At 45.0% G+C, this 15,168-nt stretch carries 10 protein-coding genes and 1 tRNA gene; 6 read left to right on the top strand and 5 right to left on the bottom strand.

Annotated elements, in window-relative coordinates:
- The first annotated feature begins 109 nt into the window (after nucleotides 1–109).
- Together ACF8CV_RS07870 and ACF8CV_RS07875 are read left to right on the top strand one after the other, a co-directional pair.
- The gene (locus ACF8CV_RS07870) at nucleotides 110–2,761 is read left to right on the top strand and encodes a beta-N-acetylhexosaminidase (RefSeq protein ID WP_138938604.1); all 2,652 of its coding nucleotides are present in this window, start codon (nucleotides 110–112) and stop codon (nucleotides 2,759–2,761) included.
- A 436-nt stretch (nucleotides 2,762–3,197) separates the two neighbouring features.
- Nucleotides 3,198–3,890 (top strand): oligogalacturonate-specific porin KdgM family protein, encoded by a 693-nt coding sequence (locus ACF8CV_RS07875; protein WP_005453980.1) that lies wholly within the window; start codon nucleotides 3,198–3,200, stop codon nucleotides 3,888–3,890.
- A 64-nt stretch (nucleotides 3,891–3,954) separates the two neighbouring features.
- On the opposite strand, the gene ACF8CV_RS07880 is transcribed toward ACF8CV_RS07875, so the two are convergent.
- The gene (locus ACF8CV_RS07880) at nucleotides 3,955–4,404 is read right to left on the bottom strand and encodes a DUF411 domain-containing protein (RefSeq protein WP_005454003.1); all 450 of its coding nucleotides are present in this window, start codon (nucleotides 4,402–4,404) and stop codon (nucleotides 3,955–3,957) included.
- A 21-nt stretch (nucleotides 4,405–4,425) separates the two neighbouring features.
- Nucleotides 4,426–7,161 (bottom strand): heavy metal translocating P-type ATPase, encoded by a 2,736-nt coding sequence (locus tag ACF8CV_RS07885; RefSeq protein WP_155007045.1) that lies wholly within the window; start codon nucleotides 7,159–7,161, stop codon nucleotides 4,426–4,428.
- Nucleotides 7,162–7,636: 475 nt separating this feature from the next.
- Between ACF8CV_RS07885 and chiP the strand changes: the two genes are divergently transcribed.
- The 4 genes from chiP to ACF8CV_RS07905 all read left to right on the top strand — a co-directional run bounded on the left by chiP (nucleotide 7,637) and on the right by ACF8CV_RS07905 (nucleotide 12,677).
- Entirely contained in the window at nucleotides 7,637–8,758 is a 1,122-nt protein-coding gene (gene chiP / locus ACF8CV_RS07890; RefSeq protein WP_005454008.1) for a chitoporin, read from the top strand.
- A gap of 122 nt (nucleotides 8,759–8,880) precedes the next feature.
- Complete coding sequence (locus tag ACF8CV_RS07895) at nucleotides 8,881–9,477, top strand: DUF2057 domain-containing protein (protein ID WP_020840215.1); 597 nt, start codon at nucleotides 8,881–8,883, stop codon at nucleotides 9,475–9,477.
- Between the two features lie 178 nt (nucleotides 9,478–9,655).
- Nucleotides 9,656–11,080, top strand: coding sequence for a glutamate--tRNA ligase (gene gltX, locus ACF8CV_RS07900; RefSeq protein ID WP_005482241.1), 1,425 nt, complete (start codon nucleotides 9,656–9,658; stop codon nucleotides 11,078–11,080).
- 637 nt (nucleotides 11,081–11,717) lie between these two features.
- A complete protein-coding gene (locus tag ACF8CV_RS07905) occupies nucleotides 11,718–12,677 on the top strand; it encodes an OmpA family protein (protein WP_025500673.1) in 960 nt (319 codons plus the stop codon).
- A gap of 245 nt (nucleotides 12,678–12,922) precedes the next feature.
- Here the strand turns inward: ACF8CV_RS07905 and ACF8CV_RS07910 are convergent, their stop codons facing one another.
- From ACF8CV_RS07910 to ACF8CV_RS07920, 3 genes are all read right to left on the bottom strand, one after another.
- On the bottom strand, nucleotides 12,923–13,429 hold the full coding sequence (locus ACF8CV_RS07910) for a hypothetical protein (protein WP_005482262.1): 507 nt from the start codon (nucleotides 13,427–13,429) through the stop codon (nucleotides 12,923–12,925).
- A gap of 269 nt (nucleotides 13,430–13,698) precedes the next feature.
- Nucleotides 13,699–13,775: transfer RNA gene (locus ACF8CV_RS07915), tRNA-Arg, on the bottom strand.
- Nucleotides 13,776–13,954: 179 nt separating this feature from the next.
- The gene (locus ACF8CV_RS07920) at nucleotides 13,955–15,088 is read right to left on the bottom strand and encodes a flagellar assembly protein FlgT (RefSeq protein WP_005496141.1); all 1,134 of its coding nucleotides are present in this window, start codon (nucleotides 15,086–15,088) and stop codon (nucleotides 13,955–13,957) included.
- Nucleotides 15,089–15,168 lie beyond the last annotated feature (80 nt).

Consider the following 15,168-nt stretch of genomic DNA (forward strand, 5'->3'; position numbering starts at 1 on the left):
TAGAAATAACTGCTTGTATGTTGAATGACATTGTTGAGCACCACAGATTTGGGTGCTTTTAAATTGCGTAATTGTCGTTTTGAACCACTGACTTTTTGGGGAAAGTAAGATGTTGAAACCTAGTTTGATTGCTGCTTCTGTTATCGCAACACTAGCAGGTTGTTCTGCTCTGCAAAACTCTGAGCAACAAGTTGTAAATTCACTGGCTGATAACCTTGATATCCAGTATCAAGTGCTCACTAACCATGGTGCTAATGAGGGGCTGGCATGTCAGGATTTGGGCGCTGAGTGGGCATCTTGTAACAAGGTCAACATGACGCTAGTAAACCAAGGCGAAGCAGTTAACTCAAAAGATTGGGCGATCTACTTTCACAGCATTCGTTTGATCCTAGATGTCGACAATGAACAGTTTAAAATCTCTCGCGTAACGGGTGATCTACACAAACTTGAACCAACTGATAAGTTTGATGGTTTTGCAGCGGGTGAAGAGGTGGTTCTTCCTCTGATCGGTGAATACTGGCAGCTTTTTGAAACAGACTTTATGCCGGGTGCATTTGTTGCAGCGCCAAACGCTGAACCTAAAATGATCGCTTCTCTCAATACTGAAGATGTGGTTTCTTTTGTCACTGGTCTTGAGGGTAATAACCTAAAACGTACACCAGATGACAACAACATCTTTGCCAGTGCGGTATCGCGTTTCGAGAAGAACGACGACTTAGTGAAACAAGACGTCTCCACGACGTTGTTGCCAACGCCAATGTACGTTGAGGCGGGCAAAGGCAAAGTCGATATTACAGAAGGTATTGCGCTGCCTAAAGACGTATTTGATGCGGCTCAGTTCGCAGCGATTCAAGATCGTGCAGAAGTGGTAGGTGTGGATGTTCGTGGTGATCTTCCTGTAAGCATCACTGTTGTTCCTGCAGACTTCACCGGTGAATTAGCAAAATCGGGTGCTTACGAAATGAGCATCAACGGCGACGGTATCGCGATTAAAGCATTTGATAAAGTGGGTGCTTTCTACGCGGTACAATCTATCTTTGGCCTGGTAGATAGCCAAAATGCTGATTCTCTACCACAACTGTCCATCCAAGATGCACCACGTTTTGACTACCGTGGCGTGATGGTGGATGTGGCTCGTAACTTCCACTCTAAAGATGCCATCCTTGCAACGCTAGACCAAATGGCGGCGTACAAGATGAACAAACTGCACCTTCACCTAACGGATGATGAGGGTTGGCGTCTTGAAATTCCGGGTCTGCCAGAGCTGACTGAAGTAGGTTCTAACCGCTGTTTTGACCTTGAAGAAAAAAGTTGCTTGTTGCCACAACTAGGTTCTGGCTCAACTTCTGACAACTTCGGTTCGGGTTACTTCAGCAAAGCAGATTACGTGGAAATCTTGAAGTATGCGAAAGCACGTAACATTGAAGTAATTCCTGAAATTGATATGCCAGCACACGCTCGAGCAGCAGTTATCTCAATGGAAGCACGTTACAACCGCCTAATCGAAGAGGGTAAAGAGGCGGAAGCGAACGAGTACCGTCTGATGGATCCTCAAGATACATCGAACGTAACAACGGTTCAGTTCTACAACAAGCAGAGCTTTATCAACCCATGTATGGAATCTTCCACTCGCTTCGTAGATAAAGTGATTTCAGAAGTGGCAGCAATGCACACGGAAGCAGGCGCGCCGCTAACAACATGGCACTTTGGTGGTGATGAAGCGAAGAACATTAAGTTAGGTGCGGGTTTCCAAGACGTTAACGCGCAAGACAAAGTTAGCTGGAAGGGCACGATTGATCTGTCGAAACAAGACAAGCCATTCGCGCAGTCTCCACAATGTCAGACGCTAATCGCAGACGGTACAGTAAGCGACTTTGGTCACCTTCCAAGTCATTTTGCAGAACAAGTGTCGAAGATCGTAGCAGAGAAGGGCATTCCAAGCTTCCAAGCATGGCAAGATGGCTTGAAGTACAGCGAAGGTGAGAAGGCATTTGCAACCGAAAACACACGTGTTAACTTCTGGGACGTTCTGTACTGGGGCGGTACTTCATCAGTGTACGAGTGGTCTAAGAAAGGTTATGACGTGATCGTTTCTAACCCTGATTACGTGTACATGGACATGCCATACGAAGTAGACCCGAAAGAGCGTGGTTACTACTGGGCAACGCGTGCAACAGATACTCGTAAGATGTTCGGTTTTGCGCCAGAGAACATGCCTCAGAACGCGGAAACCTCAGTTGACCGCGATGGCAATGGCTTTACTGGTAAAGGTGAAATCGCAGCGAAACCTTTCTACGGTCTATCTGCACAGCTTTGGTCTGAAACCGTACGTAACGATGAACAGTTCGAGTACATGGTATTCCCACGCGTACTTGCTGCAGCAGAGCGTGCATGGCACCGTGCTGAGTGGGAAAACGACTACAAAGTGGGTGTTGAATACTCGCAAAACTCTAACCTAGTTGATAAAGCATCGCTAAACCAAGACTACAACCGCTTTGCAAACGTGCTTGGTCAACGTGAACTGGCTAAGTTAGAGAAATCTGGTATCGACTACCGCCTGCCTGTACCAGGTGCGAAAGTAGAAGATGGTAAGCTAGCAATGAACGTTCAGTTTCCTGGCGTGAAGCTTCAATACTCTCTAGACGGCAAAAACTGGCTGAATTACGTAGACAATGCTCGTCCAAATGTGAAAGGTGAAGTGTTCATCCGATCTGTATCGGCAACAGGTGAGAAAACAAGTCGTGTGACTAGCGTAAAATAACACGATTCTTGTAAGTTAATTTTTGGCAAAGCCTCAACGCATGTTGAGGCTTTCTTTATTTTTAAAGGAAATTAAGTGTGATCGAAGTCTTAATATTTTGCATTGATAAATAAGTTTTGGTGTTAAAGATAGAAATTAAATGTGAAGTGAGTCTGGTTATTTCGCCATTTATTAAATCGTTAGTTGTTGATGATCACATTTTATTTTTTTGACGAATTTTTATAAATCAACACAAGTGTCTGTAATTACCAGTGTTTTTGTTATGGTTATAGAGTCGGGTTTGAACGAGATCACTTTTTAAACGGATTTATTTTCCATTGCGAATTAATTATTTCAGTATGGCCACCGCCACGGAGGCACATTCCAAGGCTTGCGATGATCGGGAAAAGAAGCCCATGGAACCATCGCATAACGTGAATAATTAAAGGCAGTAATTATGAAAAACATCTTTGCACTGAGTGCTCTTTCACTCGCTTTCGCTTCTAGCGCTTTTGCTGGTTCTTCTTACGTAACGGGTAACGTTCAATTCCACGATGATGGTCGAATTCATGGCTCTGACGTGACGTCTACCCTTGAAGCTGGTCATACTTTTGATAACCAATTTGGTGGCTTTACGGTTTACACTGAGTTTGATGGTATTCAACTGGGTAAGTTGGAAACTGAAAATGGCGGTGCAGGCAATACGACTCCTGCAATTACCGTGGGTGGTGAGCAGTCATTCAACATTACCGATCATCTATGGGTTGCGGCGGGTTACCAACACCTGTTTTCTGCCGGTGAGAACGTGCAATATCGCCCACTGGTTAAGATCGGCTACAACTTCGATAACGGCATCTCATTAAGTAACCGTACTCGTGCTCACATCGACGCGACAGACGCAGATGCGGATACAGATTACCGCATGGATAACCGCATCGGTTACGTGATGAATGAAGATGTGACGCTGAGCTACAACAACGTTTACATGATTGAAGCAGAAACTATGGATCACGAGTTCCGTGCGACATGGACGCGTAAAGGTGTTCAGCCTTACTTTGAATTACGCTCTCAAGCTCATGGCGCAGAAAACGCGAGTGGTGACAGCCTAGTGAATAACGCTTTTGTATTTGGTGCTTCTTACGGCTTCTAATTTTATATTTGTCTTAACTGTCCATTAAGAAAAAGCCCAGCAATTGGTTTGCTGGGCTTTCTTATTACTTGTCGTTACCTTCGTGGCGGCGGTATTCGAAAACTTGGCCTTTTTCGTTAAAGGCGTAGACCGTGTAGCTGTCTTTTTTGTCGCCATATTCCATACCTGGAGAGCCCATTGGCATACCTGGTACAGTTAAACCTTTCGCGTTACGTGGTGGATTTTCTAAGAACGCTTTAATGTCTTCGGCTGGAATGTGACCTTCGAACACATAGCCGTTGATCTCTGCCGTGTGGCAAGAGTAAAGCTGTTCGTTCTTGATGCCTAGATCGCGTTTGATGGCGTTCATGTCATCGTGCAATTTTTCTTCGACCGTAAAGCCGTTCTCTTCCATGTGTTTTGTCCATTCTCCACAACAGCCACAGTATGGCGATTTGTGGTTAATGACATCGGCTGCCAATACGTTGGCGGACACGGTCGCAAGCATTGCAAAGGTCAATAGTTTCAACTTCATATTACCCTCAAAAAGAAGTGGTTATTTTACTGAAAACAGTCGTAGTCGATTTGCATTACTAACGACAGTAATTGAAGACAGTGCCATTGCCGCTCCCGCGACAACAGGACTGAGCAAAAATCCAAACGCTGGGTAAAGCACGCCAGCGGCAACTGGAATACCCAACGAGTTGTAAACAAAGGCACCAAATAGGTTTTGCTTCATATTTTTAAGTGTAGCGCGAGACAGTTCAATCGCATGTACTACCGCCATTGGTGACGTGTTCAGGATGGTCATTTGCGAACTTTCAATGGCGACATCACTGCCGCTACCCATGGCAATACCAAGGTTGGCTAACGCGAGAGCAGGGGCGTCGTTAATGCCATCCCCCACCATTGCCACGACATGTCCTTGAGATTGAAGTTGCTCAATGTGCTGAGCTTTTTCATCTGGCATTACTTGGGCGATCACTTCATCAATACCAAGTTCTTGGCCGATAGCATTGGCAACGTGTTGGTTATCACCCGTCAGCATTACCGTTTTGATGCCTTGCGATTTTAATGCAGAGAGCGCTTGTTTCGCATCTGATTTGATCGGGTCGGCAATGGCAATCAGACCGATCAGTTCGCCGTTCAATGCCACAGCTACCGGAGTCCACGCATTTTTTGCGCATTCATCGATGTCTGGTTTCAGTGCGCTGGTCTCTACGTTTTCTGCTTGCATGAACTGCAGCGAACCAATAAGCAGCGGTTTATCTTGATACGTCGCCAAAATGCCGCGTCCGCGAACGTTCTCAAACTTGTCTAATGAGACGTCTTTTGCGTTGTGTTGTTTGGCATAATCACACACCGCTTTTGCCAGTGGGTGCTCAGACTGACGCTCTGCCGCATACGCTAAAGCCAATAGATCTTCTTGACTGGTGGCGTGAGTAAACACTTGCTGAACGCTCGGTTTTCCTTGGGTCAGTGTGCCCGTTTTGTCGAACACAACCGTGTCGACTTTGCTTGCCAATTGCAGAGCATCGGCGTCTTTGATCAAAATGCCGAGTTCAGCGGCCTTACCCACTCCCACCGTGACAGAAAGTGGGGTTGCTAAGCCTAGAGCACAAGGGCAGGCGATGATCAGTACCGTTGTGGTGACCACAAGCATATAACTCGCTTTTGGCTCTGGGCCAACGGCAAACCAAACGAGCGCGGCCAGTATTGCTATACCAACAACGACAGGGACAAACACCGATGAAATCTGGTCTGCCAATTTCGCGATGGCAGGCTTACTGCTTTGCGCTGTGCGCACCATGCGGATGATTCGAGCCAGCATGGTATTTGCGCCAATGCCCGTTGCCTCAATGATTAAGGCTCCATCTGTGTTCAAAGTACCTGCGGAGACTTGAGCCTCTTGCGCTTTTAATACAGGAACAGGTTCACCAGTGAGCATAGATTCATCAATGTACGATTCACCTTGAGTCACAACGCCATCAACAGGCACTTTTTCGCCGGGTTTGATACGCAGTTTCATGCCCAACGTGATTTGCTCAACCGTTATTTGTTGGTCGCCTTGTTCCGTGATTACCGTAGCTTGCTGAGGTTGTAAGTTAATCAACGCTTGTAAGGAACGCGTTGTGTTCGCCTTAGCTTTAGCTTCTATATAGTGACCAAGTGAAATCAAACCAATGATCATCGCGCTGGCTTCAAAATAGACATGACGAGAAGCCATTGGGAACCAGTCAGGAAAAATCACCACCAACATCGAGTAAAACCATGCCGCACCCGTACCGAGTGCAACCAAGGTATCCATTGTGGCGCGTTTGTGAGTGGCCGCTAACCAAGCGTTACTAAAGAAGTGTTTACCCGCCGTGGCAAGAAGGAGCAAACATACGATACCGATCGCGCCCCAAGCTAATTGGTCGTTGGTGTTGCGAATCATCATATTGCCGCCAGCAACGCCCCAAATCATTAAAGGGGCACCGACGACAAGGCCAGCAATAGCATCCAGTTTGAAGCGTTTTTGCTGCTGACGTTGTTGCTGCGCTTGTTTTTCTTGCTGGGTTGCGGAGTCTTGTAGAATTTCACCCTGATACCCGGCTTGTTTAACCGATTCTAAAATCTCGGCGTGCAAGTCGTCAGAATCGTTATCGACAAAGACCAACGCACTTTGCTCAGCCAGGTTGACTTGCGCTTTTTCAACGCCTTGGACTTGAGTCAGCGCTTTTTCAACAGAGGCAACACAGCTGGCACACGTCATCCCTTGAATCAGCATTTGTAATTGTGTCGCGCCTGCTGGTGGTAGCTCTTCAATTTTAACTTCAGGCTCACCGTGATGCTGCTGCTCAACTTGAGTTGACGTTTCTGCCTTTTGGGGAGCTGATACATTTGTTTCTGTATTTGCTTCTGTGATCACTTCGGCACTCGCGCTATAGCCTAAGCTTGCCACCAAATCGATGACTTGCTCTTGTGTCAGCAGAGTATGAATGCGTAAGTGCGTTGTCGAAGCTTCGAAAGAGACAATATCTTGATTGGACTCTAATAAAGAAGAGAGTTTTTTCACGCAGCCACCGCAGCTTAGCCCCGATAGTTGGAGCTCATAATGGGTGCCAGCTTGGTAACCAAGGGATTCAATTGAGGCGACCACGTCAGATAAAGACGCATCCGTCTTTAATTCTACAGAGGTCGGAGACAAATTGATGATTTCAACATCGTGATTAGCGTGTAACGCTTTCTCTACTTTCCTTGCACAACCCATGCAGTTGAGCCCCGATAACGGTACAACAAACTGGTTCATAAACTTGTCCTCAATAATAGCGATGTAAAGAGCTTAAACCTTACATCAAGGGGAAGGTCAAGCATTTCATTGGCGAAACAATTTCGTCAAAACTGTCAGTAAAACTCCGTTTCTTCCTCTGTTGTGTTGCGAGTGATCTCAAGGTTTTTTCTCTCTGAATATAAAGTTCCGTTAAAACTCCTAAAACATGAATGAAGTCACTCACGAATTTGAAGCTTTTCTTATGTCAGAACAGCGTAAAAACTCACTTTTGACGTTTTTATGTTTTTATTTATCCATGTAAGTGATTGAAAAATAAGGATTGATATTGTTTTTGATCTTCTCATTTTGAACTTGCTCAGATTGCTGCTGGGAAAGTTTTTTACTGCGAAAAAAGTTTGTCATATTTGCCCCGTCCAAACATTGTTTCAAGTTCCTGCAATGTCCTAGTTAGCGAATTTGAAAATGGAAAAAACTAAAAATATAGGGGTTAAAAATGTCTTACCTAAAGAAAAGCCTACTTGCTACGGCAATCACAGGCATGATGTTCAGTGGTGCAGCTCTTGCTGATGGCGCAAACAGCGATGCTGCGAAAGAGTACCTAACAAAAGATTCTTTCTCTTATGAAGTTTACGGGATCATCGCGATGCAGGCCGCGTACCGCGATTACGATTCTGGCAGCAAAGCAACGGATGACGACCTAGGTGGCATGCAGCTAAACAACGAATCTCGTATCGGTTTCCGTGGTAAAAAACAATTTGCTAACTTCGGTCCTACCTTTATTTGGCAAATCGAAGGTGGTTACGTAGACCCTAGCTTTGGTGGCGAGGGTGCTGGTCTTGGTGAGCGTGACACATTCGTCGGTTTTGAAAGTGCTTCTTGGGGTCAAGTTCGTCTAGGTCGTGTTTTGACACCTATGTACGAGTTGGTTGACTGGCCAGCATCTAACCCAGGTCTAGGCGATGTTTACGACTGGGGTGGTGCAATCGGTGGTGCTAAGTACCAAGATCGTCAATCAAACACCATTCGTTGGGACTCTCCAATGTACGCAGACAAGTTCTCTCTAGACATCGCAGCGGGTGCTGGTGATAAAGCGGGTCTGGGTGCTGGTGATGATTACTGGGGTGGCATCGCGGCTCACTACAAGTTAGGTCCACTACAATTGGATGCTGCTTACGAAGGTAACCGTAACATTGAATCTGAAGGTCAAACTTGGGAAAACAACACGTACCTAGTTGGTGTTCAAGGTTGGTTTGATAACGGTATTTCGTTCTTCGCTCAATACAAATACATGGAAGCGGACGCAAGCAACGGCGTGAACGAGAAGCAAGATGCAATGTCTGCAGGTCTGATGTACACAACAGGTGACTGGCAGTACAAGCTAGGTTACGCAGCGAACTTCGACCTAGAACGTGACGGTAAGACAATTAACGATACAGCAGACGATGTACTATCTGCACAAGTTATGTACTTCGTAGACCCATCTGCAGTGCTTTACGTACGTGCTCGTACTCTAGACTTCGGTGACGGTGCGTCTCAACTAGATAAACCAGCAGAAGCGCGTTGGAAGTCAGCTGACTACGATGAGTTCTCTGTAGGTGTTGAATACTACTTCTAATAAAGAAGCAGCTTAAAGGGCGGAAACGCCCTTTTTATCTTGATACTTATTCATATAAGTCATTGAAATAACTGGCCTGTAAGTTTCAGTGGCTTATCTAAATTGGTATAAAGTGAGAAACCATGATGAAAAAAACAACGACACTTCTTGGAATTTGCGCAATCCTTTCTGCGCCTGCCTTCGCTGCTCAGTTGACTCTGCAAAAGGAATTAGTGCCTCGCGTTATTAATGGTGAGTTCGTTTACCCTGAGTGGATCTCTGACAACAACAGTATCGAGCTAAAAGACGGTGAAAACCAGTTAGCGGTGACTGTTGGTCAAATTGTGTTTGAAGATGGAAAGCGCCGTAAGTTTGATTCGCAGCCTCTTTTATTAGAGTTTGATGCAGAAAAAGATGCTGAACTTTCTCTGACTTACAAAACCTTCCGCACCATTGAAGAAGCGAAAGCCTTCGAACTCGATCCAAAAGTGATACTAAAGGATAAGAACGGAAAAGAAGTGGATTTCTCTATGGTTCAGCTCCGTAAAGGTGGTTTGCAAGGTTTTCGTGATTACGAGCGAGAAGTGGCCGACTACAACAACGCAATGAACAAACAAGCGACTAAGAGCAGTATCGCACAATCTCCTGCGGTGACGAAAACATTGAAAGAGTCGTTCAATGAACTCAGCCGTGAAGAGCAACAAGAGTTCATGCAATGGGCGATGCGTAACCTGAAGTAATTTCGTCTCGCGCTTAAACAATAAATAAGAGGGCAGTACCTATATTGGTGCTGCCCTGTTTGTATTTCTGGTGTCAAACCGATTGTAGAATTGACTTACGGTGGTAAAATGTCGCCACTTTTATCCTTGACATCACAACGAGAGCCCTCTCGTTGCTCATTACCCCTAAGGAACTCAAATGACGGTTAAAACTCGTTTTGCTCCTAGCCCAACTGGCTATCTACACGTTGGTGGTGCGCGTACTGCACTTTACTCTTGGCTATACGCTAAAAACCAAGGTGGCGAATTCGTTCTACGTATCGAAGATACAGACCTTGAACGTAACTCTCAGGAAGCCGTTGATGCGATTCTAGAAGGCATGGAATGGCTAGGCTTGGAGTGGGATGAAGGTCCTTACTACCAAACTCAACGTTTTGATCGTTACAACGAAATGGTTGATAAGCTTCTTGCTGAAGACAAAGCGTACAAGTGTTACGCGTCTAAAGAGCTGCTAGATGAAATCCGTGCAGAGCAAGAAGCAAACAAAGAAATGCCTCGTTACGATGCAAACCATCCAAAAATCAAAGCGGCAAACGAAGCGGCAAAAGACGGTGACCCATGCGTTATCCGTTTCCGTAACCCAAAAGAGGGTAGCGTAGTATTCGAAGACCAAATTCGTGGCCGTATCGAAATCCGCAACGATCAAATGGATGACCTAATCATTCGTCGTACTGACGGTTCACCTACTTACAACTTCTGTGTAGTAGTGGATGACTGGGACATGGGTATCACTCACGTTGTTCGTGGCGAAGACCACATCAACAACACGCCTCGTCAAATCAACATCTACGAAGCACTAGGTGCGCCAGTACCAACGTTTGCACACTGTGCAATGATCTTGGGTGATGACGGTGCGAAACTGTCTAAGCGTCATGGTGCAGTATCAGTAATGCAATACCGTGATATGGGTTACCTGCCTGCGGCACTAAACAACTACTTAGTGCGTCTAGGTTGGTCTCATGGCGACCAAGAAATCTTCTCTCAAGAAGAGATGATCAACTTGTTCAGCCTAAACGCAGTATCTAAGTCAGCGTCTGCTTTCAACACGGATAAACTGCAATGGTTGAACAACCACTATATCAAGAACTCAGATCCTGCGTATGTTGCAGAGCATCTACAATGGCATCTAGATCAGCAAAAACTGGACGTAACAAACGGCCCTGCGATCACTGACGTGATCAAGCTAGTCGGTGAGCGTTGTCATACTCTTGTTGAGCTTGCTGAGCAAATTCGTTACTTCTACGAAGATTTCTCTGAGTTTGAAGCGGGCGCAGCGAAGAAGCACCTACGTGGCGTAGCGAAAGAACCTCTAGAAGTAGCACTTGCGAAAGTGGAAGCGATCACAGAGTGGACGACAGAAAATCTACACCAAATGATCGCTGACGTATGTGCAGAGCTTGAAATTGGCATGGGTAAAATCGGTATGCCACTTCGTGTTGCAGTAACAGGCGGCGGTCAATCACCTTCTGTTGATGCTGTAATGGCGTTGATCGGCAAAGAACGTTGTGTTGCTCGCATCAAAATGGCGCTAGAGTTCATTGCTGAGCGTGAAGCAAACGCATAATTAGACTGAATAAATAGTCATTCTAAGCCGCGATATTTGTCGCGGCTTTTTTGTATCTGAAGGTTCACAGCACTATAAAGCTTAATCTTGCTAAGGATATAAACTGCTCGTTTTGCTTTTTAGTTGTTCAAAAATGGATAAGTTTTTGTAATCCATATATGCCTAATATGAATGAAAATTAACCGTTCGCATTCAAAATATCTCTCTGATTTATATTTATAAATCCTAAAGTTCCCTAATTATTGTCTCAATATTGAGAAATAAACTTGCTTTAGCTGTCTGGTTTTAAAAAGTGACGCAAACGTTTGCGTGGTTGACGGGGTGGGTCTTGGAGTGCTTAAGATCACATAATGTAGAACTTTTTGATGACACGAAATTGACAGTTTTGGGATTTGTCTCGTGATTTCTTAGCGTTATAGTTCAACCCGTCAGTGAGAACTCGATAACGATATGCATCACTGCACTGGAAATATACCCAAGTGACTTTCCATAAATTTTTTGCATGTGCATAAAGCGGAAGTTGCTTCGGTATCCACTCAAGGAATGAATAAAAAGAATTGAAATACAACGTCAGTGTTATTAGGCGGCGCATTTCGTCATCGAATTAAAAAAAAGTACTTCTTTAGAGGAATCAATAATGAAAAAACTAGCAGCGGTAATTTCAGCGTCTTTACTTATGGCTTCAGCAGCTCAAGCAGAAGTATACGTGGGCGGTAAAATGGGTAAATCTTGGTTGGAAGATGCTTGTGTAGCAGGTCAATCTTGTGACAAAGATGGCTCAACTCTTGGTGCTTTCGTTGGTTACGAATTCAATGACTACATTGCACTAGAAGCTGGTTTCGACAACGTTGGTGATTTCGATCAAACTTCTTTCGGTGGCCACGTAGAAGCAATCACTCTTGCTCCTAAATTCAGCCTACCAATCACTCAAGACATCGCACTTTACGGTAAAGTTGGTGGTGCTTACGTAATGTTCGACGGTAAAGATGATTACTCTTACCTAGGCGCAGCTGGTGTTGAATTCAACCTAAGCCAAAACGTTACAGCACGTGCGGAATACCAAACAATTACTGACATTAGCAACAACGTAAGCAAAGCAGCTGGTAACTCTGCAACTCTAGGTGTTTCTTTCAAATTCGGCGGCAACGATGAGCCAGTAGTAGTTGAAGAAGAGCCAGTAGTTGAAGAAGTAGTTGTAGAAGAAGTTGTTGAGCCAGTAGTGGTTACTAAAACTTTCGAAACTCAAACTATCGGTACTGGTAGCTTTGACCTAAACAGCACAACACTTAAACCAGAAAGCGCTTCTAAACTAGACAACCTAGTTGCTTTCCTAAACGAGCACCCACAAGCGAAGGTTGAAGTAATTGGTTACACAGATACTTCAGGCGCTGCAGCATACAACCAAAAAGTTTCTGAGAAACGTGCTGAGTCTGTAGCAAACGCGCTAGTTGAAAAAGGCATCGATGCATCACGCATCCAAGCTCGCGGTGAAGGTGAAAACAACCCAATCGCATCAAACGATACTCGTGAAGGTCGTCAACAAAACCGTCGTGTAGAAATCGTTGTACCTGAGTTCGAATACCAAGTTCAGCAATAAGCTCCTATCCGACCGTAGAATAGCAGCCTAAAGCTGAATGCCCCGAAGAGTTCGCTCTTCGGGGCTTTTTTTTATCTGTTCATTTTGTATCGCTTAATTTGTGAATGGTGGACACAAAAAAAGAGAACCGGTTGATGACGGGTTCTCTTTTTTCGTTCGATAGAGGTTCAACTCTCGAAATCATTTTTAGCAGTGAAGCGAAATTTGTCTGAAGCGCTTTTAAGCTGTGTAAGTACGAGAGTGGATTACTTCAGATCGATGCTGTTGAGTCGGCCCATAAAAGTGAGGATTTCTAAGTTCTCTTTGTGGGCTTCTAGTAGTGCCTTTTTCGTTTGCATGTAAGCGGCAAGTTTGCCGTATTTGTTAATCGAACGTACTACCGTCTTGTATTTGTATTCACCCTTATCGTTAAACTCGCGCCATTTCGCAATGTAACAAGTGTCTCGGTTGTCTGGGTTCTCTAGGGTAGGGTTAGGCTTATGAACGATTTTAGGCTCCACGCTGTGCGGCAGACGCGTCATTAAGTACGGGTCTTTTAATAGACGTCGCCAAAACTTGCCCCACATTTCTCTACCCAACTCATTTCTTAGTTTGATGGCTTTCTTCAAGCCCTTTTTCTCTCCAATACGAACAAAACCCACTGAGCGATGCAAAACAGTATCGTCAGGAGTATGAATGTGGATCTTAAAGGCAGTCTTGCCTTTCGAAATAAAGCGGTGTCCAGTGTTAGTAATTAAATTGCTCTTAGACATAGTGCTAACTAATATTTTTATTAATAGTCGAGAGGGTAAGCAAAACTCATAAATAATTAAAGTAATAAAATACAAAACTGTAAATAGTAACTGTGAAGTAATTAAGGGCGACGGCGAGCGTTTTCAACCCGCATGAGGTTTGACCAGAAGCGGCAATATGCTGCTGGTGGGCGTTTGGATTATCGGGAAGAGAACGTTGTGTGTGGGAAATGAGCCCGATAAACGCGTATAAAAAAGCCTTAGCTCAACGGTGAGCTAAGGCTATGATATGGCGCCCCCAGTAGGATTCGAACCTACGACCTGTCCCTTAGGAGGGGACTGCGCTATCCAGCTGTGCCATGAGGGCGTAATACCAATCACAGTAACTATTGGGTTATTGCTACAGGTGAAACAAATTCACAGCCATGCTGCTGATTTCTTTAACCCTAGTGCTAACTTGTTAGTTACTTAGACAGGCATAATCAAATAAGATGCGTTGTCTATGATATTCAAAAGTAAGCATATCTCAAGGCTTAATGTGACCTTTTATAAGATCTTGTTCATTACATCGCCAATTTGAACGCTGGACGCCAAATTCGGCTGATCAATCGTCAATTCTGCTTCTTGTTCATAGATGCGAGAGACCGTCAGCGTGATCTCGCTTTGCGACACTTTATTACGTGGCAAACCCTTTTGATCGATGAATGATGCCGTGTGCCACAGTTGCAGTTTGTCACCTTCTTTTACGCCGTGCATGCGGCCCAGATCCATCGTGACGGTGTTGCCAAAAACGGCCACCACTTCCGGTAGGGTAATCTTGCAAGACAGTTCGGACTCGAGGTCTAACATGATGTTGCGGCTGACGCGTAGCATCATTTCGCCATAGGTCGATGCCCAGAAACGTGCACTACGAGTATCAACTTGGCTGGTTTTGGCGAATGGCCAACGCGCGACTTCGCGGTAGGCTTTGTTGAAGACTTCATGGCCTGTCTTGCCATCGAAGACTTTCATCTCTAAAGCAAACTGACGGTTAATGATGTCGTCTTTTAAGAGTTGAGATTCAATCGTTGCCGTTAAGTCAGTAATCACGCCGCCAATAATGTATTGTGCGCCGTTGTCCTGCGCAATCATTTGAGTGCGAGCTGGATAATTGCTGCTGATTGAGTAGTCTGTCGTGCCAACAGAAACGAAGCTGCGCGAGGTTTGATCCAATTGGCGATTAACGACTTTGCTGAAATCGTCACCCACTTGGTAGATTTGCCCCATGACAGCTTGTTGGGGAGAGGCAACGTCAATGTTACCGACCAAAATAGTCTTTTTGTATTGATCCGTGTGGCAACCCGTTGCCGATGGATAGATGTCCACTCGGATCTTCATTTCCATTTTACCACCGCGTTTGCGCTCAGATTCCACGAGAATGTAGCGCACCTCATGGTTAGTAAACTGATATTCTTTGCGGTTTTCTTCCAATAGCGGCATCAAATTACTGATGCTGCCAATGTCTGCGCCCGAAAAGTTGACGGCTTTGAATAGAGCGTCTTCCAACGCATGGAGCCTTGCCGCATCTTCAGAAGAAACGATCGTGGCAACGCCTGTCACTTCGTACCAAGACGCCACTGCACGAAATGGCAGAAGCATAACGAAAGTGATTGAAAGTAGGCTAAATAATATTTTTTTCATTGGGTATGACCGTTCGGGTATAAATATTGCTATATCAATTTCAGTGAAGTTTGGTGGCGTTTTCTTAGTTCGACAAACAA

The organism is Vibrio sp. zbq_1, assembly GCF_043102935.1.
Lineage (GTDB): Bacteria > Pseudomonadota > Gammaproteobacteria > Enterobacterales > Vibrionaceae > Vibrio > Vibrio parahaemolyticus.

Coding starts and splice junctions, on each gene's coding strand:
- ACF8CV_RS07870 (WP_138938604.1), top strand. CDS start 110: ATGTTGAAACCTAGTTTGATTGCTGCTTCTGTTATCGCAACACTAGCA.
- ACF8CV_RS07875 (WP_005453980.1), top strand. CDS start 3,198: ATGAAAAACATCTTTGCACTGAGTGCTCTTTCACTCGCTTTCGCTTCT.
- ACF8CV_RS07880 (WP_005454003.1), bottom strand. CDS start 4,404: ATGAAGTTGAAACTATTGACCTTTGCAATGCTTGCGACCGTGTCCGCC.
- ACF8CV_RS07885 (WP_155007045.1), bottom strand. CDS start 7,161: ATGAACCAGTTTGTTGTACCGTTATCGGGGCTCAACTGCATGGGTTGT.
- chiP (WP_005454008.1), top strand. CDS start 7,637: ATGTCTTACCTAAAGAAAAGCCTACTTGCTACGGCAATCACAGGCATG.
- ACF8CV_RS07895 (WP_020840215.1), top strand. CDS start 8,881: ATGATGAAAAAAACAACGACACTTCTTGGAATTTGCGCAATCCTTTCT.
- gltX (WP_005482241.1), top strand. CDS start 9,656: ATGACGGTTAAAACTCGTTTTGCTCCTAGCCCAACTGGCTATCTACAC.
- ACF8CV_RS07905 (WP_025500673.1), top strand. CDS start 11,718: ATGAAAAAACTAGCAGCGGTAATTTCAGCGTCTTTACTTATGGCTTCA.
- ACF8CV_RS07910 (WP_005482262.1), bottom strand. CDS start 13,429: ATGTCTAAGAGCAATTTAATTACTAACACTGGACACCGCTTTATTTCG.
- ACF8CV_RS07920 (WP_005496141.1), bottom strand. CDS start 15,088: ATGAAAAAAATATTATTTAGCCTACTTTCAATCACTTTCGTTATGCTT.